20 protein-coding genes are annotated in these 19,173 nt (G+C 68.2%); 13 read left to right on the top strand and 7 right to left on the bottom strand.

The features are described from left to right. Position 1: 1 nt before the first annotated feature. The 5 genes from E6C76_RS04540 to E6C76_RS04520 all read left to right on the top strand — a co-directional run bounded on the left by E6C76_RS04540 (position 2) and on the right by E6C76_RS04520 (position 4,963). Positions 2 to 952: an MlaD family protein gene (locus E6C76_RS04540; protein ID WP_136347079.1), complete on the top strand. Its 951-nt coding sequence runs from the start codon at positions 2 to 4 to the stop codon at positions 950 to 952. A 10-nt stretch (positions 953 to 962) separates the two neighbouring features. Next, complete coding sequence (locus tag E6C76_RS04535) at positions 963 to 1,595, top strand: ABC-type transport auxiliary lipoprotein family protein (protein ID WP_136347078.1); 633 nt, start codon at positions 963 to 965, stop codon at positions 1,593 to 1,595. A gap of 45 nt (positions 1,596 to 1,640) precedes the next feature. Then, positions 1,641 to 3,290, top strand: coding sequence for an acyl-CoA synthetase (locus E6C76_RS04530; RefSeq protein WP_136347077.1), 1,650 nt, complete (start codon positions 1,641 to 1,643; stop codon positions 3,288 to 3,290). Between the two features lie 82 nt (positions 3,291 to 3,372). Next, positions 3,373 to 4,176 carry an enoyl-CoA hydratase gene (locus E6C76_RS04525; RefSeq protein ID WP_136347076.1) on the top strand — a complete coding sequence of 268 codons (804 nt, stop codon included), beginning with the start codon at positions 3,373 to 3,375 and terminating at the stop codon, positions 4,174 to 4,176. A 19-nt stretch (positions 4,177 to 4,195) separates the two neighbouring features. Continuing rightward, entirely contained in the window at positions 4,196 to 4,963 is a 768-nt protein-coding gene (locus E6C76_RS04520) for a TatD family hydrolase (protein ID WP_136347075.1), read from the top strand. Positions 4,964 to 4,982: 19 nt separating this feature from the next. Here the strand turns inward: E6C76_RS04520 and E6C76_RS04515 are convergent, their stop codons facing one another. The 4 genes from E6C76_RS04515 to xseA all read right to left on the bottom strand — a co-directional run bounded on the left by E6C76_RS04515 (position 4,983) and on the right by xseA (position 9,613). Continuing rightward, positions 4,983 to 6,611, bottom strand: a complete 1,629-nt coding sequence (locus E6C76_RS04515; protein ID WP_168734238.1) for a methyl-accepting chemotaxis protein — start codon at positions 6,609 to 6,611, stop codon at positions 4,983 to 4,985. 295 nt (positions 6,612 to 6,906) lie between these two features. Continuing rightward, on the bottom strand, positions 6,907 to 7,395 hold the full coding sequence (locus E6C76_RS04510; RefSeq protein ID WP_136347074.1) for an acyl-CoA thioesterase: 489 nt from the start codon (positions 7,393 to 7,395) through the stop codon (positions 6,907 to 6,909). A 113-nt stretch (positions 7,396 to 7,508) separates the two neighbouring features. Further along, a complete protein-coding gene (locus E6C76_RS04505; protein ID WP_136347073.1) occupies positions 7,509 to 8,093 on the bottom strand; it encodes a superoxide dismutase in 585 nt (194 codons plus the stop codon). A 158-nt stretch (positions 8,094 to 8,251) separates the two neighbouring features. Next, positions 8,252 to 9,613: an exodeoxyribonuclease VII large subunit gene (xseA, locus tag E6C76_RS04500; RefSeq protein ID WP_136347072.1), complete on the bottom strand. Its 1,362-nt coding sequence runs from the start codon at positions 9,611 to 9,613 to the stop codon at positions 8,252 to 8,254. Between the two features lie 381 nt (positions 9,614 to 9,994). Between xseA and E6C76_RS04495 the strand changes: the two genes are divergently transcribed. The 7 genes from E6C76_RS04495 (at position 9,995) to E6C76_RS04465 (ending at position 15,194) form a co-directional block, all read left to right on the top strand. Beyond that, complete coding sequence (locus E6C76_RS04495; protein WP_136347071.1) at positions 9,995 to 10,603, top strand: MotA/TolQ/ExbB proton channel family protein; 609 nt, start codon at positions 9,995 to 9,997, stop codon at positions 10,601 to 10,603. 6 nt (positions 10,604 to 10,609) lie between these two features. Next, the gene (locus E6C76_RS04490; RefSeq protein ID WP_136347070.1) at positions 10,610 to 11,032 is read left to right on the top strand and encodes an ExbD/TolR family protein; all 423 of its coding nucleotides are present in this window, start codon (positions 10,610 to 10,612) and stop codon (positions 11,030 to 11,032) included. Positions 11,033 to 11,119: 87 nt separating this feature from the next. Then, positions 11,120 to 12,133, top strand: coding sequence for a tetraacyldisaccharide 4'-kinase (gene lpxK / locus E6C76_RS04485; RefSeq protein ID WP_136347069.1), 1,014 nt, complete (start codon positions 11,120 to 11,122; stop codon positions 12,131 to 12,133). Then, positions 12,114 to 12,302, top strand: a complete 189-nt coding sequence (locus E6C76_RS04480; RefSeq protein WP_136347068.1) for a Trm112 family protein — start codon at positions 12,114 to 12,116, stop codon at positions 12,300 to 12,302. The genes lpxK and E6C76_RS04480 overlap by 20 nt, the downstream gene beginning before the upstream one ends. Before the next feature lie 43 nt (positions 12,303 to 12,345). Beyond that, entirely contained in the window at positions 12,346 to 13,122 is a 777-nt protein-coding gene (kdsB, locus tag E6C76_RS04475; protein WP_136347067.1) for a 3-deoxy-manno-octulosonate cytidylyltransferase, read from the top strand. Between the two features lie 59 nt (positions 13,123 to 13,181). Further along, positions 13,182 to 13,835 carry an adenylate kinase gene (gene adk / locus E6C76_RS04470; RefSeq protein WP_136347066.1) on the top strand — a complete coding sequence of 218 codons (654 nt, stop codon included), beginning with the start codon at positions 13,182 to 13,184 and terminating at the stop codon, positions 13,833 to 13,835. A gap of 99 nt (positions 13,836 to 13,934) precedes the next feature. Beyond that, entirely contained in the window at positions 13,935 to 15,194 is a 1,260-nt protein-coding gene (locus tag E6C76_RS04465) for a 6-phosphofructokinase (protein ID WP_136347065.1), read from the top strand. A gap of 41 nt (positions 15,195 to 15,235) precedes the next feature. On the opposite strand, the gene E6C76_RS04460 is transcribed toward E6C76_RS04465, so the two are convergent. From E6C76_RS04460 to E6C76_RS04450, 3 genes are all read right to left on the bottom strand, one after another. Beyond that, entirely contained in the window at positions 15,236 to 15,865 is a 630-nt protein-coding gene (locus E6C76_RS04460) for a YbhB/YbcL family Raf kinase inhibitor-like protein (protein ID WP_136347064.1), read from the bottom strand. A 37-nt stretch (positions 15,866 to 15,902) separates the two neighbouring features. Further along, positions 15,903 to 17,441: a murein biosynthesis integral membrane protein MurJ gene (gene murJ / locus E6C76_RS04455; RefSeq protein ID WP_136347063.1), complete on the bottom strand. Its 1,539-nt coding sequence runs from the start codon at positions 17,439 to 17,441 to the stop codon at positions 15,903 to 15,905. A 112-nt stretch (positions 17,442 to 17,553) separates the two neighbouring features. Continuing rightward, positions 17,554 to 18,165, bottom strand: coding sequence for a TetR/AcrR family transcriptional regulator (locus E6C76_RS04450; RefSeq protein ID WP_136347062.1), 612 nt, complete (start codon positions 18,163 to 18,165; stop codon positions 17,554 to 17,556). Positions 18,166 to 18,334: 169 nt separating this feature from the next. Here E6C76_RS04450 and E6C76_RS04445 point away from each other — a divergent pair, with 169 nt between their 5' ends. Then, positions 18,335 to 19,084 (top strand): electron transfer flavoprotein subunit beta/FixA family protein, encoded by a 750-nt coding sequence (locus E6C76_RS04445; RefSeq protein WP_136347061.1) that lies wholly within the window; start codon positions 18,335 to 18,337, stop codon positions 19,082 to 19,084. The last annotated feature ends 89 nt before the right edge of the window (positions 19,085 to 19,173 follow it).

Here is a 19,173-nt window from a genome sequence, read left to right as displayed (position 1 = left end):
CATGGAAAACCGTGCCCACGCCCTGGCGGCGGGTTTTTTCGCACTGCTGATGGGCGCCGCGTTGGCGGCCGCGCTGTGGTGGTTCTCCGAGGACCGCGACCCCATGCGCGACTACGTGCTGGTCTCCAACGGCAAGGTCACCGGACTGAACGTACAGGCCCAGGTGCGCTATCGCGGCATCGCCGCCGGCAAGGTCACCGCGGTGGTGGTCGACCCGCTCGATCCGCGCCACATCCTGGTGAGCATCCGCATCCGCGAGGAACTGCCGGTGACCCGCGGCACGCGCGCCACGCTGGGCTATCAGGGCGTCACCGGACTGGCCTTCGTCGAACTCGACGACCGCGGCACCGACCCCACGCCGCTGGTCTCCGGCGACGGCGGCCCGCCGCGCATCCAGCTGGAGCCGGGGCTGATGGACCAGGTGGCCGATGCCGCGCTGCACGCCATGGGGCGTCTGCGCGAGATGTCCGACCGCACCGCAGCGTTCTTCGACGACGCCAACCTGGAACGCTTCGGGCGCGTGCTGGAACGCCTGGAATCCGCCTCGGACGGCGTGGACCGCACCTTCCGCGTCGCCCCCGAAGCCTTCGCGGCGGTGCGCGACGCGCTCAACCAGGAAAACCTGCAGCGCCTGTCCGCCACGCTGGAAAACCTGGAGCGCGCCAGCGCCGACGCTGCGCCCACGGTCAATGAGGCACGCGAACTGATGGCCCGCCTGGACGGCATGGCCGCCCGGCTCGATCAGGCCGCCACCGCCGCCACCGACGGCGTGCTCGACGACACCCTGCCGCAGCTCAACGAACTGCTGGGCGGGCTGGTGACCACCTCGCGCCGGCTCAGCCGCCTGATCGAAGAAGTGGAAAGCTCGCCGCAGATGCTGCTGACCGGCCGCGGCAAACGCATCCCCGGCCCGGGCGAAGCCGGCTTCGCGCCGCCGCGCGCCGCACAATAAGGAGACCCGGATGATCCGCCGCCTTTCCGCCCCTCTCACCCGGCTCGCCCCCCTGGCCCTGGCCGCCGTACTCGCCGGCTGCGCCGGCTTCGGCGCCCCTCCGCGCGATCTGGCACGCCTGGACCTCGGTCTGCAGGAGCCGGTCTCGATCTCCGCCGCCGCGCGCCCCACCGGCGTGGAAGTGCGTGCGCCGTCCTGGCTGACCACCAGCGCACAGCAGTACCGCCTGACATACGCCGACGCGCTGCAGCGCCAGGCCTATACCGAAACCCGCTGGGCCGCACCGCCCGCGGAAATGCTCACCCGCGCGCTGGAGCAGGCCCTGCAGCCGGCCGGCGAGACGCAGGGCCACTGCCGGCTGCGTGTGGAGCTGGATGAATTCATCCAGGTATTCGAAAGTCCGGCAAGCAGCCACCAGCTGCTCGCCGCACGCGCCATGCTGCTGCCGCAGCGTGGCGAAACCCCGTTGGCCGGACGCGACCTGCAGCTACGCGTTCCGGCCGACAGCGCCGACGCGCGGGGCGGAGCACTGGCCGCGCGCGCGGCGGTCGGCCGGCTGACCGCCGAGCTCGGCAACTGGCTGGAGGGTCTTGACCCGAAAGCCATAGGTCGTTTGAATGGCGGGATGGCCTGCCGGCCATAAAACAATAACGAGCTGGAACATCTTGAAAAACGGAGCGGAGAAATCATGACTGAAAGTCGGTCCCCCTATAGCCAGGGGCTGGAACGCAACGCGGCCAACTACGTGCCGCTGACGCCGATCACCTTCCTCGAGCGCAGCGCCTACATCTATCCGGAGCGCGTCGCCGTCATCCACGGCGCGCGGCGCTACACCTGGCGGCAGAGCGCGGCGCGCGCGCGCCGGCTGGCTTCCGCGCTGACCCAGCTGGGCGTCGAACGTGGCGACACCGTGGCCGTGGTGCTCAACAACACCCCGGAAATGTTCGAGTGCCACTTCGGCGTACCGGGCTGCGGCGCGGTGCTCAACACCATCAACACCCGCCTGGACGCCGAGACCATCGCCTTCACGCTGGACCACGGCGAAGCCAAGGTGCTGATCACCGACCGCGAGTACACCCGCGCGGTGTCGCGCGCGCTGGAGCTCACCGAACGCAAGGACATCATCGTCATCGACGTGGATGACCCCGAATACACCGGCCCCGGCGAACGCCTCGGGCGCATGGACTACGAAGCGCTGCTGGAGCAGGGCAACGAGGACTTCGCCTTCGTGCTGCCGCGCGACGAGTGGGACGCCATCTCGCTCAACTACACCTCCGGCACCACCGGCAACCCCAAGGGCGTGGTCTATCACCACCGCGGCGCCTACCTCAACGCGATGAGCAACATCGTCTCGTGGGGCATGCCGCCGCACTCGGTGTATCTGTGGACCCTGCCGATGTTCCACTGCAACGGCTGGTGCTTCGCGTGGACCATGGCCGCCAACGCCGGCATCAATGTGTGCCTGCGCCGCGTCGATCCGCGCCTGATCTTCAACGCCATCCGCGAGCACGGCGTCACCCACTACTGCGGTGCGCCCATCGTGCACTCCATGCTGGCCAACGCGCCGGAGGAATGGCGCCGGGGCATCAACCACAAGGTTTCCGGCCTGATCGCCGCCGCGCCGCCGCCGGCCGCGGTCATCGAGGGCATGGCCAAGATCGGCTTCGACATCACCCACGTGTACGGCCTCACCGAAACCTACGGCCCGGCCTCGGTATGCGCCAAGCACGACGACTGGGCGGACAAGCCACTGGCCGACCAGGTCTCGCTGAACGGCCGCCAGGGCGTGCGCTACCACGCCCAGGAAGCCATCAGCGTGCTCGACCCGCAGACCATGGAGCCGGTGCCCTGGGACGGCGAGACCATGGGCGAGATCATGTTCCGCGGCAACCTGGTGATGAAGGGCTACCTGAAGAACGAGAAGGCCAGCGCCGAGGCGTTCGCCGGCGGCTGGTACCACACCGGCGACCTCGCGGTGATGCAGCCCGACGGCTACGTCAAGATCAAGGACCGCTCCAAGGACGTGATCATCTCCGGCGGCGAGAACATCTCCTCCATCGAGGTCGAGGATGCGCTGTACAAGCATCCGGCGGTGATGGCCGCCGCCGTGGTCGCTGCGCCCGACGCCAAGTGGGGCGAGGTGCCGTGCGCCTTCATCGAGCTGAAGGACGGCGCCAGCGCCACGCCGGAAGAGGTCATCGCGCACTGCCGCGAACATCTGGCCGGCTTCAAGGTGCCCAAGCAGATCGTGTTCACCGAACTGCCGAAGACCTCCACCGGCAAGATCCAGAAGTTCGTGCTGCGCGAACGCGCGCGTTCCGCCGCCGCCATCGAGTAAGCGGTGCAACCCGTCCGGCGGGCTTGACAGCCTTGCCGGACGGCGCCAACGTCGACGCCTTCTCTTCCAGGAAGGAGCCGCGATGAGCGCCGTACCCACCCCTGCCGCCGAACAGCCGTCGATCCTGCGCCGTGACCAGGACGGCGTCGCCTGGCTCACCCTGAACCGTCCGGGCCAGTTCAACTCGCTTTCCAGGGCGGTGCTGGGAGAGCTGATCACCGCTGTCGACGCCATCGCCGCCGATCCGTCCGTGCGCGTCGTGGTGCTGTCCGGCGAGGGCAAGGCCTTCTGTGCCGGGCACGACCTCAAGGAAATGCGCGGCAACCACAACCTGGAATTCCAGCAGGACCTGTTCCGCCTGTGCGGCAAGTTCATGGTGAAGCTCACCGAACTGCCCCAGCCGGTGATCGCCCGCGTGCATGGCATCGCCACCGCCGCCGGCTGCCAGTTGGTGTCCATGTGCGATCTGGCGGTGGCCGCCGACGTGGCGCGCTTCGCCGTCTCCGGCATCAACGTCGGGCTGTTCTGCGCAACCCCCGCCGTGGGCCTGGCGCGCAACATGGGCCGCAAGCAGGCCTTCGAGATGCTGGTCACCGGCGAGTTCATCGACGCCCTCGAGGCGCAGCGCCGCGGCCTGGTCAACCGCGTGGTGCCGCTCGAACGCCTCGACGACGAGGTCAACGCGCTGGCTGCCACCATCGCCGCCAAGGCCCCGCTGGCCATCCGCTCGGGCAAGCAGATGTTCTACCGCCAATTGGAAATGGGCCTGGAGGCCGCCTACCAGATGGCCGCAGAGAGCATGGCGTGCAACATGATGACCGAGGACGCCGCCGAGGGCATCGATGCCTTCATCGCCAAGCGCAAGCCGGAGTGGCGCGGCAAGTAAGGCGGAGGAGGGCGCGGCGGTGCTGATCGACACGCACTGCCACCTCGACGCGCCCGAATTCGACGCCGACCGCGCACAGGTGCTGGCGGCCGCGCGCACGGCCGGCGTGCGCGCCTTCGTGGTGCCGGCCGTGCAGGCGGCCCATTTCGATGACGTCGCCGCACTGGCCGCCGCGCATGCCGACGTGCACGTCGCCTATGGCATCCACCCGCTGTACGTCGATGGCGCGCAACCCGCCGATCTGGACCTGCTCGCCGCGCGCCTCGATCGTGGTGACGCCCTGGCGGTCGGCGAAATCGGCCTGGACGGCTATGTGCCGGCTGCCGATCCGCAGCGCCAGGCGCATTACTTCATCGAGCAACTGAAGCTTGCCAGGCGCTTCGACCTGCCAGTGATCCTGCACATCCGCCGCGCGCAGGACGCGGTGCTCAAGCAACTGCGCCGCATCCGCGTGCGCGGCGGCATCGCCCACGCCTTCAATGGCAGCCGGCAGCAGGCCGAAGCCTTCATCGGCCTGGGCTTCAAGCTGGGTTTCGGCGGGGCGATGACCTACGATGGCTCGCGGCGCATCCGCGAGCTGGCGGCCACGCTGCCGCTCGAATCCATCGTGCTGGAAACCGACGCGCCCGACATGGCGCCGGCCTGGGGGGCGCGACAGCGCAACGAGCCGGCCAACCTGGCGCGCTATGCCCAGGTACTGGCCGACCTGCGTGGCATCGACGTCGACACCGTCGTGCGCGCCACCGCCGCCAACGCGCACGCCGCGCTGCCCGCCCTGGCGGACTGAGCGCGCGGCACACGCCGCGTCAGACCTGGAAGCGGCGCACCGCGCCGAGCATCTGGCCGGCGAGATGGTCGAGCGATTCGGCGGACGCCACCGACTGGTTCGTGGCGCTGGTGGTTTCCTCGGCCTGCTGAGCGATTTCCTCGATGCGCCGGGCCACCTCGGAAGAAGCCATCGACTGTTCGCGCAAGGCGGAATCCAGTTCGGAAACGATCACCGCGACCTGCTGCGACATTTCCTGCAGATTGCGGATCACCTCGCCGGCCTCGTGTGCCTCGCCATCGCTGCGATGCACCGCAGTCACGCCTTTCTCGATGCCGACCACGGCATCGCGCGTCGACGCCTGCACGTTTTCCACCACGCCGCCGATCTCCTCGGTGGCCTTGGCGGTGCGCTCGGAAAGCTTGCGCACCTCGTCGGCCACCACGGCGAAGCCGCGCCCGGAATCCCCTGCGCGCGCCGCCTCGATGGCTGCGTTGAGCGCGAGCAGGTTGGTCTGCTCGGCGATGTCGCGGATCACCGCGACGATCTTCGAAATGTTTTCCGACTGCGCCTCCAGACCGGCGATCTGGGTCGCCGCGTCGCCCACCACCTTGCCCACCTGGGTCATGTTGGCGATCAGGCGGTCGACGGCCTCGCGGCCGCTGCGCGCCTGGCGGTCGGAATCCGCGGCGACCTGGCTGGCATCCGCAGTGCGTTCGGAAACGTGGGAAATCGATACGGTGAGCTCTTCCACGCTGGCCGCGATGGCCGCCGCCGCGCCGCTCTGCGCGGCCGTGCTGTGGCCCACCTGGGAAGCACTCTGCTTGAGCTGGGTGGCCGCCGCAGCCACCTGCTCGGCGCTGTCGCCGGTCAGCGTGATGGTGTCGCGCAGTTCGCGCTGCATGCCGCCCACGGCATCCACCAGCAGACCGATCTCGTCGCGGGTGGCCGCCGGCAGGCGCACGCGCAGATTACCGGCGGCGATCTGGCGCACCGCGTCGACGGCATCGCCCAGCCGGCGGCTGATGTTGGCGGCGAACACGAAGGTCAGCACCAGGGTCAGCAGCCCGGCAAGCGCGGCGGCGATGCTGCCGCCCCACAGGGCCAGCCGGGCGTATTCCTCGGCCTGGAGGATGGCCGCCTGGGCCTCTTCCTTGTTCAGCGCCACCAGTTCGTCGATCGCGTCGCGCAAGGCGTTGGCACGCTCCACCCAGACCGTGCGGCGCAGTTGCTGGGCGCTCTCCATGTCGCCCGCACGCGCATGCTCGCTGGCCTGCACGACCGCCTGGTGATAGGCACCGGCAAGCTGCTCGACGCGATTGAACAACTCGCGCTCGCGCGGCGTGCGGGAGTTTGCGCGCTGGGTATTGATGGCCTGCACCAGTTCGGTGTTGAGCGACGCGAGCGATTTCTCCATCTGCGCGGCCGCCGCGGGATCGTCGGAAAGCAGGTATTCGAGGCTGCGCACCCGGTAGCGCAGGCGCAGCTGGCTCAGCGCGCCGGCGCCTTCCACGCCGGGCAGGGCTTCGTTGGCGACCACCCGCGCCTCGTTGTTGATCGCCCGCAACTCGCTCAGGATGAAACCCACCGCGATGAGCAGCACCCCTCCGGTCAGTGTGGCAAAGCAGAACAGCTTGGCACGCATGCTCAGGTTGTTGAAGATCCCCATTTCCTCGCTCCCACCCTGTGATTGTTATCTTGTCCCGCCAGGGGACGCGTCCATCGGCTGCGGGGCCGTACACGCCGGATATCGGCCACCGGGCAGTGAACTTGATGGCATTAGAGCATTCCGCACACGGAAAAAGGAGGGCGAAAGCCGGCGCGGGGGCCGGCATCGCTGCCCGAAATGGGTAGTGCCAGGGCACGCCCGCCAGTGGTCAACGCAAGCCACTGCCGTACGGCGGGAGCGAAGGCGGAAAGCGCGCCGTACGCGGGCCAGTGTGCCCCCGGTGAACCGCGCTTGCCTACGTGCCGTCGCCCGGTTTGAGGGCCTGCTGACGCTGCTCGAACTCCTGGCGCAGTTCGCGGCGCAGTCTGGCTTCGCGGTTGCGCCGCGCTTCTTCCGGCGTACCCGGCACGAAAGACGGCACGCTGGTGGCGCGGCCGTTCTCATCCACCGCGACCATGGTGAAGAAGCAGCTGTTGGCGTGGCGCACCCGCTTGGCGCGGATGTTCTCGGCCACCACCTTGATGCCGATCTCCATCGACGTCTTGCCCGTGTAGTTCACCGAGGCAAGAAAGGTGACCAGTTCACCGACATTGATCGGTTCGCGGAACATCACCTGATCCACCGACAGGGTGACCACGTATTCGCCGGCGTACCGGCTGGCACAGGCGTAGGCGACCTGGTCGAGCAGGCGCAGGATCGCGCCGCCGTGGACCTTGCCGGAGAAATTGGCCATGTCCGGCGTCATCAGCACGGTCATGGTCGTTTGATGGCTGGGCAGTTCCATGTAGGCTCCGGCGCACGCAGAGCGTGCGCATCTTTAAGGGAGAAACAAGAAAAAGGCGCCACGTTGCCGTGGCGCCTTCCATGCAGCCGGCTGCCCGCATGACGGGCTTGCCGTCAGGCGAAGTTCTTCGCGGCGAAATCCCAGTTGGCCAGCTTGTCGAGGAAGGTGGCGACGAAGTCGGGACGACGGTTGCGGTAGTCGATGTAGTAGGCGTGTTCCCACACGTCAATACAGAGCAGGGCCTTGTCGCCGGTGGTCAACGGGGTACCGGCGGCGCCCATGTTGACGATGTCGACGCTGCCGTCGGCCTTCTTCACCAGCCAGCTCCAGCCCGAACCGAAATTGCCCACGGCGGAAGCCTGGAAGGCTTTGCGGAAGTCCTCGAAGGAGCCCCACTTGGCCTTGATGGCCTCGGCCAGCGCGCCGCTCGGCTCACCGCCACCGGTAGGCGACAGGCTGCTCCAGAAGAAGGTGTGGTTCCAGATCTGCGCGGCGTTGTTGTAGATGCCGCCGGCCGGCGCCTTCTTGACGATGGCCTCGAGATCGAGGTTCTCGTACTCGGTGCCCTTGATCAGGTTGTTCAGGTTGGTGACGTAGGCCTGGTGGTGCTTGCCGTAGTGGAATTCCAGGGTTTCCGCAGAAATGTGCGGAGCCAGGGCATCCTTGGCATAGGGCAGGGGGGGCAGAACGTGTTCCATATGTCTCTCCTGTAGCGAGTCAGAAGTGGTGGGTGCCGGTAGCCGGCTAGTTATGGTGTAAGCCCGACTATTCTAGTCGGGATTGCACGGCCCGCGCAAATGTTGGGCGCATCCGGGCGGTCCGTGTTCCGGGGCGAAATGTCCGCGATGCGGCGTGTTCAGCGTTTGCGGATTTCCTCCAGACGGGTATCCAGCCAAGCATCCGCGAGTTGCACGCTGACCGCATCGCCGGCCGCGAGTCCGTCGCCGCCGCGCAGGATGTTGCCGCGCGCATCACGCGCGATGCCGTAGCCGCGCGCCAGCACGGCCTGCGGATCGAGGTGCTGAAGATGGCTGGCGAGTGTTTCCAGGCGTTCGCGCCGGCGCGCCAGCAAGACCTCCAGCGCTTGCTCCAGTCCATGTCCGGCGCGCGACACGCGCTCGCCGGCGCGCTGCAGATCGGGCCGGGTGGCACGCAGGCGGGCCTGCAAGGCCCCCAGGCGCGCCTGCTCGCGTTCCAGCCGGCGGGCCAGCGCGCTATCCAGGCGCGCGCGCAGACGCTCGCCATCCTGCGCGGCACGGCGCAGGCGCTCACGGGGGTGCAGCAGGCGCAGCGCGGCACGGTCCACGCGCTGGGTCAGCGTGCCCAGACGGCGCGTCAGCGCATCGCGCAGATGCCGGGCCAGCGCGGCCAGCTCTCCGGGCGCGGCGTGAAAGCCCGCGCTGACCAGCTCCGCAGCCATCGTCGGGGTGGCCGCACGCAGGTCGGCGGCGAAGTCGGCGATGGTGAAATCCGTCTCGTGCCCCACGCCGCTCACCACTGGCAGCGGACACGCACGGATGGCCCGCGCCAGGGCCTCGTCGTTGAAGGCCCACAGATCTTCGATGCCGCCGCCGCCACGCACGAACAGGATGGCGTCGATGCCGTCCTGCTGCGCGCGCGCGCTGGCGGTCACCAGCGCCTGGGTGAGCGCGGCGCCGGCATCGGCACCCTGCACCGGGGCGGGGTAGAGGACCACCGGCAGATGCGGGGCGCGGCGGCGCAGGGCGGCCAGCACATCGCGCAGCGCGGCGGCGGCCGGCGAGGTCACCACGCCGACCGCGCGCGGGAAACGGGGCAGGGCGCGCTTCAGGGCGGGGTCGAACAGGCCCTCGGCGCCGAGCCGCGCCTTCAGGCGGGTGAATGCCTCGAACAGATTGCCTTGCCCGGCGCTGCGCAGGGTCTCCACGCCGAGCTGATAATCGCCGCGCGGCTCGTACAGCGTGACCAGTGCGCGCGCCTCCACACGCATGCCGTTTTCCGGGCGGAAAGGCAGCAACTGGGCACGGTTCCGCCACATGGTGCAACGTATCTGGGCCTGCTCGTCCTTCAGCGTGAAGTAGAGATGTCCGGAAGCGGCCCGGGTGAGGTTGGAGATTTCGCCGCTCACCCACAGCAGGGGGAAGCTGCGTTCGAGGATCTCCCGCGCCAGGCGGTTGAGGGCGGATACCGGCAGCGGTGCGTCGCCGGGCAGATCGCGGGCGGGGAAGGGGGCTGACATGGCGCGCATTGTAGCGAAAATCCACAGCCCGGACGCCTTGTCAACAATTTTCGCGCCAATCCTTCGGTTTTTTTACATGCAATGCAATGCTTTGTTTTTTATATATTTTTTGATTGCCTATTTTTTAATCGAAGCAAGGCAAATCCTGCAACGGCGCCGCTTCCACGCACTTCCCCAAAGTAGTCCACAAAGTTATCCACAGATTCTGTGGATTGCTGCGCAAAACCCTTGTAGCACAATGGTTTTATCCCTCCGCACTTCCAGGCACCCTCTCAGGTATCGCGAAATCGATGCCTTCAGCATTCAGACTCTTGCCCCGCGGCTTGCTCTGAAGAGCGCCGGACGCTAGAGTTTCGCCTTTCCCATACGGAGTACCGAGGCGTGTTGGCGATCATCCAAGCCGTGGGCTGGCCGATCTGGCCGCTGTTGCTGGCTTCAGTCATCGCGCTGGCGCTGATCGTCGAACGATCCTTCGCGCTGCGCCGCTCCAAGGTGGTGCCGGCGGATCTGCTCGGCATGGTGCTCACCGACCTGCGCCTGCACGGCGCTTCGCCACAGATGATCGAACGGCTCACCAAGCATTCGCCGTTCGGCCGCGTGCTGGCAGCCGGACTGCGCAACGTGAACAGTTCGCGCGAGGTCATGAAGGAATCCATCGAGGACAGCGGGCGTGCCGTGCTGCACGAGCTGGAGCGCTTCCTCACCACGCTGGGCACCATCGCCACCATCAGCCCGCTGCTCGGCCTGTTCGGCACCATCGTCGGCATGATCGAGATCTTCGCCTCGCAGGGCGTGACGGGCGCCAACCCCCAGCAGCTCTCCCAGGGCATCGCGATCGCGCTGTACACCACCGGCCTGGGGCTGATCATCGCGATTCCCGCGACCATCTTCTGGCGCCACTTCCGCGGCCTGGTCGACAGCTTCGTGATCGACATGGAGCAACAAGCCATCGAACTGGTGGAAGTGGTGCACGGCGAGCGGCAGGGCTGAGCCGCGATGGACTTCCGCCGCAACAACCGCCACCTGGAGCCGGACATCAATCTGATTCCGCTCATCGACGTGGTGCTGGTGATCATCATCTTCCTGATGCTGACCACCACCTTTTCCAAGGTTGCCGGCCTGGAGATCAACCTGCCCACCGCCGACGCGCCGGCGGCCGAAAGCACCCCCAACGAGATCATCGTCGCGGTCACCGCCGCGGGCGAAGTGCTGGTGAACCGCCGCCCCGTGGGCGGGCGCGAGATCGAGGCGATCTCCGCGGCGCTCGCCCAGGCCGCGCCCGGCGATGGCCGAGCCCCGGTGGTGGTCATCAACGCCGACGCCAAGGCCGCCCATCAACGGGTGATCGACGTGATGCAGGCCGCCCAGCGCGCCGGGCTGGCGCACATCACCTTCGCGATCCAGTCGGCCGGCAACTGATGGCCCGGGCGCTCCGCTCCCGGCCGGTCCCGGCGGGCAGGGCAGCGGCCAGCCGGCATCTCCCCCCCTTCAGGCGGATATCCTGACATGCCGCGTCAGGCGCCAAGCTTCTGGGCCACCCGCAACGCGCGCAGCGCGGCGCTGCTGCCGCTCGCCGCGTTGTTCGGCGTGCTGGCCGGGCTGCGCCGCCGGCTGTACCGCAGCGGCCTGCTCAAGGCCGAACGCCTGCCGGTACCGGTCATCGTGGTCGGCAACATCGCCGTGGGCGGCAGCGGCAAGACGCCGGTGGCGCACTGGCTGGCCGGGCAACTGCGCGCGGCGGGCCGCCGCCCCGGCATCGTCAGCCGGGGCTACGGCGGCCGCGTCGAAGGCTGCGCGCTGGTGCCCGCCGACGGCGACCCCGGTCTGTATGGCGACGAACCCGTGCTGCTCGCCCGCCTGACCGGCTGCCCGGTGGCCGTCGGCGCGGACCGCCCGGCCGCCGCACGCGCACTGCTGGCCGCGCATCCCGAGTGCGACGTGATCGTCTGCGACGACGGCCTGCAGCACTACCGCCTGGCGCGCGACGTGGAACTGGCGGTGGTCGACGAAGCCACCCTGGGCAACCGCTGGCGCCTGCCGTCCGGGCCGCTGCGCGAGGGGCTGGAGCGCCTGCGCGAGGTGGATGCGGTGTTCGCCCATGGCGCGCTTTCCCCCGCGCTCCAGGCACGCCTGGAAGGCTGCGCGGTCTATCCGCTGCGCCTTGGCGGGGCACGCTTCCGCGCGCTGGACGGCTCGGGCCGCGAAGTCGGCGCGGAGCACTTCCACGGCCAGCGCGTCCATGCGCTCGCCGGCATCGGCCGCCCGCAACGCTTCTTCGAGCACCTGCGCGCGCTCGGGCTGGAAGTGGACGGCCAGGCTTTCCCCGATCATCACCACTTCCTTCCCGCCGATCTGGCGCCGGACGACGGCCGCCCACGGGTCATGACCAGCAAGGATGCGGTAAAATGCGCGGCTTTCGCGCCCGCGAACTGCTGGGAACTGCCGGTGGTGGCGGAAATCCCGCCGGACGCGGCGCAACGAATCCTGGAGAAACTGCCGCATGGACGCCAGACTGCTTGATCTTCTCGTCTGCCCGCTCTGCAAGGGGCCGCTCGACTACCGCCGCGACAAGCAGGATCTGGTCTGCAAGGCGGACCGCCTGGCCTTCCCGATCCGCGACGGCATTCCGGTGATGCTGGAGGACGAAGCCGCCCAGTTGCCCGCCGAGGAAGTCGACGCGTTGCGTTGAGCCGCGCACCGGCCTTCCCGCACCGCGTTCCGAGTCCTCGCGCATGACCTCCTTCCGCGTCGTCATTCCCGCCCGTTTCAGTTCCACCCGCCTGCCGGGCAAACCGCTCGCCGACATCGGCGGCAAGCCCATGGTGCTGCGCGTGGCCGAACGCGCCCGCGAGGCCGGTGCCAGCGAAGTCTGGGTGGCCACCGACCACGCCGGCGTGTTCGACGCCGTGCGGCAGACCGGCGGCCAGGCGCTGATGACCCGCGCCGACCACCCCAGCGGCACCGACCGCCTCGCCGAAGTGGTCGAACGCCTGGGCTGGGCCGACGAGGACATCGTGGTCAACGTGCAGGGCGACGAACCGCTGATCGACCCCGCGCTGATCGGCGCGGTGGCCCGCGCGCTGGCCGCCGACCCGGACGCATCCATCGCCACCGCCGCGCATCCCATCGCCGATCCGGCCGAGTTCTTCAACCCCAACGTGGTCAAGGTGGTGTGCAATGCCGCCGGCCAAGCCATGTACTTCTCGCGCGCACCGATTCCGTGGGCGCGCGATGCCTTCGCCGAAAACCGCGGGCAGTTGCCCGCCGGCCTGCCGGTGCTGCGCCACATCGGCCTGTACGCCTACCGCGCGGCCTTCCTGCGGCGTTACGCCGGACTGGAAGCGTCGCCGCTGGAGCAGTGGGAAGCGCTCGAACAACTGCGCGCCATGTGGCATGGCCACCGCATCCAGGTATTGCGGGTGGATGAGGCCCCGGCCGCCGGCGTCGATACGCCGGAAGACCTCGAACGCGTGCGCCGCGCGTTTGACCGGTCGAAGCCAGTCGAGTAAGTTTATTTCTTTCATAGAACCGGCCGGACGACAAGGCCGACACTTCACCGGGAGGGTGTATGCGACTCATTCTTTTGGGGCCTCCGGGCGCCGGCAAGGGAACCCAGGCCAACTTCATCAAGGAAAAGTTCGGCATTCCGCAGATTTCCACCGGCGACATGCTGCGCGCCGCGGTCAAGGCCGGCACCCCGCTGGGCATCGAGGCCAAGAAGGTCATGGACTCGGGCGGCCTGGTGTCCGACGACATCATCATCGGCCTGGTCAAGGACCGTCTGCAACAGCCCGACTGTAAAGACGGCTACATGTTCGACGGCTTCCCGCGCACCATTCCGCAGGCCGATGCCATGAAGGCTGCCGGCGTGCCCATCGACTTCGTACTGGAAATCGACGTGCCCGACAGCGAGATCGTCGAGCGCATGAGTGGGCGCCGCGTGCACGTGGCGTCCGGGCGTACCTACCACGTCAAGTACAACCCACCCAAGGTCGCCGGCAAGGACGACGAAACCGGCGAGGATCTGATCCAGCGCGACGACGACCGCGAGGAAACCGTGCAGAAGCGTCTGGAGGTCTACCACGCGCAGACCAAGCCGCTGGTCAAGTACTACGCCGACTGGGCTGCCGCCGGCGACGCCAAGGCGCCCAAGGTGCGCAAGATCTCCGGCCTCGGCCAGGTCAATGAAATCACCGCGCGCGCGCTCGACGCGCTGAAGTAAGACGCGCCACGCGCCAGCAACGCGGCCGGCGGCGGGCAGTGCCCGGGCCGGCCGTTTTCACGTCCACGCATCTTTCCATCCCCGATACCGGACCAGTCCATGACCCGGCGCAATCTGCTCTACGCACAATCCGGCGGCGTGACCGCGGTGATCAATGCCACCGCCGCCGCCATCATCGAAACCGCCCGCCGCCACCCCGAGGCCATCGGCGCCATCTACGCCGCGCGCAACGGCATTCTCGGTGCGCTCGCGGAAAACCTGGTGGACACCGCTGCACTCGACGATGCCGCGTTGGCCGCGCTCGCGCTCACTCCCGGCGGCGCCTTCGGCTCCTGCCGCTTCGACCTCGATCCGCCGGACCAAAACCCCGCGCAATACGATCGCCTGTTCGACGTGTTCGCCGCCCACGACATCGGCTATTTCCTCTACAACGGCGGCAATGGCTCGATGGACACCGTCGCCAAGATCACCGCCGCCGCCCAGGCGCGCGGCTTCCCGATCACCGCCATCGGCGTGCCCAAGACCGTGGACAACGACCTGGAAGGCAGCGACTGCTCCCCCGGTTTCGGCTCCGCAGCCAAATACGTCGCCACCTCGATGCTGGAGGCCGGCCTGGACCTCGCCGCCATGTCCGGCAGCAAGGGCAGGGTGTTCGTCATGGAAGTCATGGGCCGCAACGCCGGCTGGCTGGCCGCGGCCACCGCGCTGGCCGCGCGGGACAGGGTGGACGCCCCGCCGCACATCATCCTGCTGCCGGAAGTGGCGTTCGACGATGAGACCTTCCTTGCCAAGGTGCGCGAAGTGGTCGAGCGCCTGGGCTACTGCACCGTCACCGTTTCCGAGGGCGTCCGTCGCGCCGACGGCAGCCTGGTCATGGAGCAGGGCCACGACAACAAGGGCCACGTCCAGCTCGGCGGCGCCGGCCAGTGCATCGCACGGCTGGTCAGCACCCGCCTGGGCTACAAGCACCACTGGGCCATCCCGGACTACCTGCAACGCGCGGCCGGCCATCTGGTCTCCGCCACCGACCACGCCCAGGCCCGCGCCGTCGGTACCGCCGCCGTCGAGTATGCCGTCGCCGGCCGCAAGGCCGCCATGCCCGCCATCATCCGCGAAGCGGACGAACCCTACCGCTGGCGCATCGGAGCGGTGGATACCCGCGCCATTGCCAACTTGGAACGGCTGGTGCCGGCACATTTCATCCGCGAGGATGGGTTGCACGTGACCGACGCTGCGCTGCGCTATCTGCGTCCGCTGGTGGAAGGGGAGGTCGTGCGCCCGTATCGAGATGGCTTGCCGGACTACTCGGCCGTGAATCTCCGCTCGCTGCGGCGCAGACTCCCGGCGCAAGTGTCGTAGCGGCAGGGGCGGGCGCCCTGAGCGCGCTCGCCCCTGTGGCTTTAATCGCCGAGTGTCGGGTTCAGCGTGTAGGTTCCGGTGATCGACGCCGACGCCAGCACATGCCCCTCGATGGCCTTGCGCACGTCGGCACCCCCGAACTTGCCTTCCACCGGACAACGTGGAATGTCCAGCGCGTACAGCGTGAATACGTAGTGGTGCAGCAATTCGTCGTTCCACGGCGGGCAGGGGCCATCGTAGCCGTGGTAGTCGCCGCGCATGGCTTCGTCGCCGGCGAACCACGCAGTGTAGTCGTTGATGCCCTGGCGGGTGCCGTGGGCGGCGGCGGGGCCGGTCTTGCCGCCGGGGGTCACGTCGGACGAGAAGCTGCCGGCGGCGATCCCGCGCAGGTTGGCGGGCAGATCCACCAGCACCCAATGGAAGAAATCCACGCGCGGCAGGCTGGCCGGCACCGTACGCCCTTCCTGATTGACGTCGTCGCCCTTGCTCGGCACGTCCGGGTCGTGGCAGATCAGCACGAAGGAGCGGGTATCGGCCGGCACGTCGGTCCAGGCCAGTTGCGGATTGCGGTTGGCGCCCAGGCAGACGTGGCCTTCGGCGGCGGGAATGCAGAAGGCGAATTCACCCGGAATGCGGGCACCATCGGCGAAGCTCTGGGTGGTGAGGATCATCGCAGGGTCTCCTTTCTCATGGCATGGAAATCCGATTCTAGCCCGCCGCGCGGCGGCGGAAGTCGCGCGGACGGAAACCCAGGGCGACCAGCGTGGCGAAGTAGGCGGCCGCGCCGGCCAGCACCACGCCGCCCAGGCGCAGCACGCGGAGCAGGCTGGAATCCTCCAGCCAGCGCGTTTCCGCGCCCGCGGCAAACCACAGCACCACGCCCATGACCGCCAGGGCGAGCAGCAGCTTGGCGAAGAATTTCAGCCAGCCGGCTTCCGGTTGATACACCCCGCGCCTGCGCAGGCCGCGATAGAGCAGGGCGGCATTGAGCAGCGAGGCCAGGCCGATGGACAGCGCCAGCCCGGCGTGCTTGAGCGGAATGATGAAGGCGAGGTTCATCACCTGGGTGGCGGCCAGGGTGAGCAGGGCGATCTTCACCGGGGTCTTGATGTCCTGCCGGGCGTAGAACGCCGGGGCGAGCACCTTGACCAGGATCAGCCCGGTCAGCCCCACGCTGTAGGCCACCAGCGCCTGCCGGGTGGCCAGCACGTCCGCGGCGGAGAACGCTCCGTGGTGGAACAGGGTGGCGATCAGCGGCACGGCCAGCAGCATCAGCGCCAGCGCGGCGGGCAGGGTGAGCAGCAGGGTGAGGCGCAGCCCCCAGTCGAGCAGGGAGGAAAACTCCTCGCGCCGCTCGTCGGCGTGCAGCTTGGCGAGGCTGGGCAGCAGGATGGTGCCCAGGGCCACGCCCAGCAGGCCGGCGGGGAATTCCATCAGGCGGTCGGCGTAGTACAGCCACGACACGCTGCCGCTTTGCAGGAAGGAGGCGAAGATGGTGTTGATGAGCAGCGAGATCTGGCTCACCGACACGCCCAGCAGCGCCGGCGCCATCAGCCGGAGGATGCGCCGCACGCCGGGGTCGCGCAGATTCAGGTCGAAGCGCGGCAGCATGCCGATCCTGTGCAGCGGGCGCAGTTGCAGCGCCAGTTGCAGCACGCCGCCGAGGAATACCGCCCAGGCCAGCGCGAGCACCGGCGGATCGAACCAGGGCGCGGCGAACAGCGCCATGCCGATGAAGCTGAGGTTGAGCAGCACCGGCGTGAACGCCGGAATGGCGAAGCGGCTCCAGGTGTTGAGGATGCCGCCGGCCAGCGCCACCAGCGCCATGAACAGGATGTAGGGGAAGGTGATGCGGGTGAGTTCGACGGTAAGGGCGAACTTTTCCGCATCGACGGCGAAGCCCGGCGCGGAGAGGTAGATGATCCACGGCGCGGCAAGAACCCCGAGGATGGACACCGCGGTGACCACCAGCGCCAACAGTGTGGCGGTGCGATTGACCAGCGTGCGGGTGGCGTCCTCGCCCTGGCGGTTCTTGTACTCGGCCAGGATGGGCACGAAGGCCTGCGAGAAGGCGCCTTCGGCGAACATGCGACGCAGCAGATTGGGCAGGCGGAAGGCGACGAAGAAGGCGTCGGTCATCATGCCGGCGCCGAAGGCGCGGGCGATGACGAAATCGCGCACGAAGCCGAGGATGCGCGACAGCAGGGTCATGCCGCTGACCGTGGCCAGCGCGCGGAGCAGATTCATGGTGGTTCGCTGCGGGGTTCCGCCCGCCGGGCGGCAAAGCCGTGATGATAGCGGCGTGGGCGCGCGCGGGGGCGGATTCCTTGTGGCGGAAGTTTGCGCCGCTTCCCGGCGCTCAGCCGGACTGGCCGGGCGCCGCTTGCTTCATCGCTGCGGAACGCGCGATCAGATCGGCGATGTCCCGCTTGAGGCGGGCCGGGTCTTCGGCAAAACGGTCGTACACCATCAGTGAAAGGCCGAACACATAGGCGTAGAGCAGCGTACAGCGGCTGGAGGCTTCCTCCAGCGGCACGCCACAGGCGAGGAACAGCTCGCGCGCGCTGCGCAGGCGGATGTCGTCCACCTCGGCGACGATGGCCGCAGCCTCGGCGTCGCGGCGCGCCCAGTCGCGCACCGCCAGTTCGATGAGCATGCCGCGCCGGCTGCGGCGCGTCGAATAGACGTCGATGACGTGGTAGATCTGCTCGAGCTCCTGGCCGGGCTGGGCGCGGGTCTGCTTGACGATGTCGCGGATGCGGCCTTCCTTCCAGTCGTGCAGCACGGCCAGTTGCAGGTCGCGGCGGTCCTGGAAGTGCCAGTAGAAACTCCCCTTGGTGACCTTCAGGCGCTTGGCCAGCACCTCCACGCGCAGGCCGGAGACGCCTTCCTCGGCGAGCACCTCGACGGCGGCCTGTACCCAGGCGTCGCGGTCGAGTTGTATGCGTTGTTTTGCTGGGGCGATTTCCATACGGAATAGTTATTGACGAATCGTAGACCATACGCTACCGTACGCCGCCATACTGCAGCGTATGGAATCATTCTCCCGGCGGCTGGCGCAGGTGTCAAACGCTTTTGTGCGGTGAGATAATGGCATTCCGGACAAGACCAATCCCAACCCAAAATAGAGGAGCGCAGCTTTGAAGATACTGGTTCCCGTCAAACGCGTGGTCGATTACAACGTCAAGGTGCGCGTCAAGGCCGACGGCACCGGCGTGGATATCGCCAGCGTCAAGATGTCGATGAATCCCTTCGATGAGATCGCCGTGGAAGAGGCCGTGCGCCTCAAGGAAGCCGGCGTGGCCGCCGAGGTGGTCGCGGTGAGCTGCGGCATCGCGGCCTGCCAGGAAACCCTGCGCGCGGCGATGGCCATCGGCGCCGACCGCGGCATCCTGGTGGAAACCGATGTCGATCTGCAGCCGCTGGCCGTGGCCAAGCTGCTCAAGGCGCTGACCGACAAGGAAGCCCCGCAGGTGGTGATCTGCGGCAAGCAGGCCATCGACGACGACGCCAACCAGACCGGCCAGATGCTCGCTGCGCTGAACGGCTGGCCGCAGGCCACCTTCGCTTCCAAGGTCACCATTGCCGACGGCAAGGCGGCGGTGACCCGCGAAATCGACGGCGGCCTGGAAACGCTGGAACTCTCGCTGCCGGCGGTGATCACCACTGATCTGCGCCTCAACGAGCCGCGCTACGCCACGCTGCCCAACATCATGAAAGCCAAGAAGAAGCCGCTGGAAATCGTCAAGCCCGATGAACTGGGCGTGGACGTCGCCCCGCGCCTGAGCACGCTGCGGGTCGATGAGCCGCCCAAGCGCAGCGCGGGCGTGCGCGTGGCCGACGTGGCCCAGCTGGTGGACAAGCTCAAGAACGAAGCGAAGGTGATCTGAAATGACGACCCCCACGTTTGCGGCTGGCGCCGCTGCACTGCCCCCCGCGGGGGCGAACATCCTCCTTGGGACGGCCCTGCGGAGGATGC

Origin of the sequence: Pseudothauera nasutitermitis (genome assembly GCF_004801295.1) — a bacterium.
In the GTDB taxonomy this organism is placed as follows: domain Bacteria; phylum Pseudomonadota; class Gammaproteobacteria; order Burkholderiales; family Rhodocyclaceae; genus Pseudothauera; species Pseudothauera nasutitermitis.
This window is presented reverse-complemented; position numbering and strand designations above follow the sequence as displayed.

Coding starts and splice junctions, on each gene's coding strand:
- E6C76_RS04510 (WP_136347074.1), bottom strand. CDS start 7,395: ATGGAACTGCCCAGCCATCAAACGACCATGACCGTGCTGATGACGCCG.
- E6C76_RS04490 (WP_136347070.1), top strand. CDS start 10,610: ATGGACTTCCGCCGCAACAACCGCCACCTGGAGCCGGACATCAATCTG.
- E6C76_RS04540 (WP_136347079.1), top strand. CDS start 2: ATGGAAAACCGTGCCCACGCCCTGGCGGCGGGTTTTTTCGCACTGCTG.
- kdsB (WP_136347067.1), top strand. CDS start 12,346: ATGACCTCCTTCCGCGTCGTCATTCCCGCCCGTTTCAGTTCCACCCGC.
- lpxK (WP_136347069.1), top strand. CDS start 11,120: ATGCCGCGTCAGGCGCCAAGCTTCTGGGCCACCCGCAACGCGCGCAGC.
- E6C76_RS04515 (WP_168734238.1), bottom strand. CDS start 6,611: ATGGGGATCTTCAACAACCTGAGCATGCGTGCCAAGCTGTTCTGCTTT.
- xseA (WP_136347072.1), bottom strand. CDS start 9,613: ATGTCAGCCCCCTTCCCCGCCCGCGATCTGCCCGGCGACGCACCGCTG.
- E6C76_RS04535 (WP_136347078.1), top strand. CDS start 963: ATGATCCGCCGCCTTTCCGCCCCTCTCACCCGGCTCGCCCCCCTGGCC.
- E6C76_RS04505 (WP_136347073.1), bottom strand. CDS start 8,093: ATGGAACACGTTCTGCCCCCCCTGCCCTATGCCAAGGATGCCCTGGCT.
- E6C76_RS04460 (WP_136347064.1), bottom strand. CDS start 15,865: ATGATCCTCACCACCCAGAGCTTCGCCGATGGTGCCCGCATTCCGGGT.
- murJ (WP_136347063.1), bottom strand. CDS start 17,441: ATGAATCTGCTCCGCGCGCTGGCCACGGTCAGCGGCATGACCCTGCTG.
- E6C76_RS04530 (WP_136347077.1), top strand. CDS start 1,641: ATGACTGAAAGTCGGTCCCCCTATAGCCAGGGGCTGGAACGCAACGCG.
- E6C76_RS04480 (WP_136347068.1), top strand. CDS start 12,114: ATGGACGCCAGACTGCTTGATCTTCTCGTCTGCCCGCTCTGCAAGGGG.
- E6C76_RS04465 (WP_136347065.1), top strand. CDS start 13,935: ATGACCCGGCGCAATCTGCTCTACGCACAATCCGGCGGCGTGACCGCG.
- E6C76_RS04450 (WP_136347062.1), bottom strand. CDS start 18,165: ATGGAAATCGCCCCAGCAAAACAACGCATACAACTCGACCGCGACGCC.
- E6C76_RS04525 (WP_136347076.1), top strand. CDS start 3,373: ATGAGCGCCGTACCCACCCCTGCCGCCGAACAGCCGTCGATCCTGCGC.
- adk (WP_136347066.1), top strand. CDS start 13,182: ATGCGACTCATTCTTTTGGGGCCTCCGGGCGCCGGCAAGGGAACCCAG.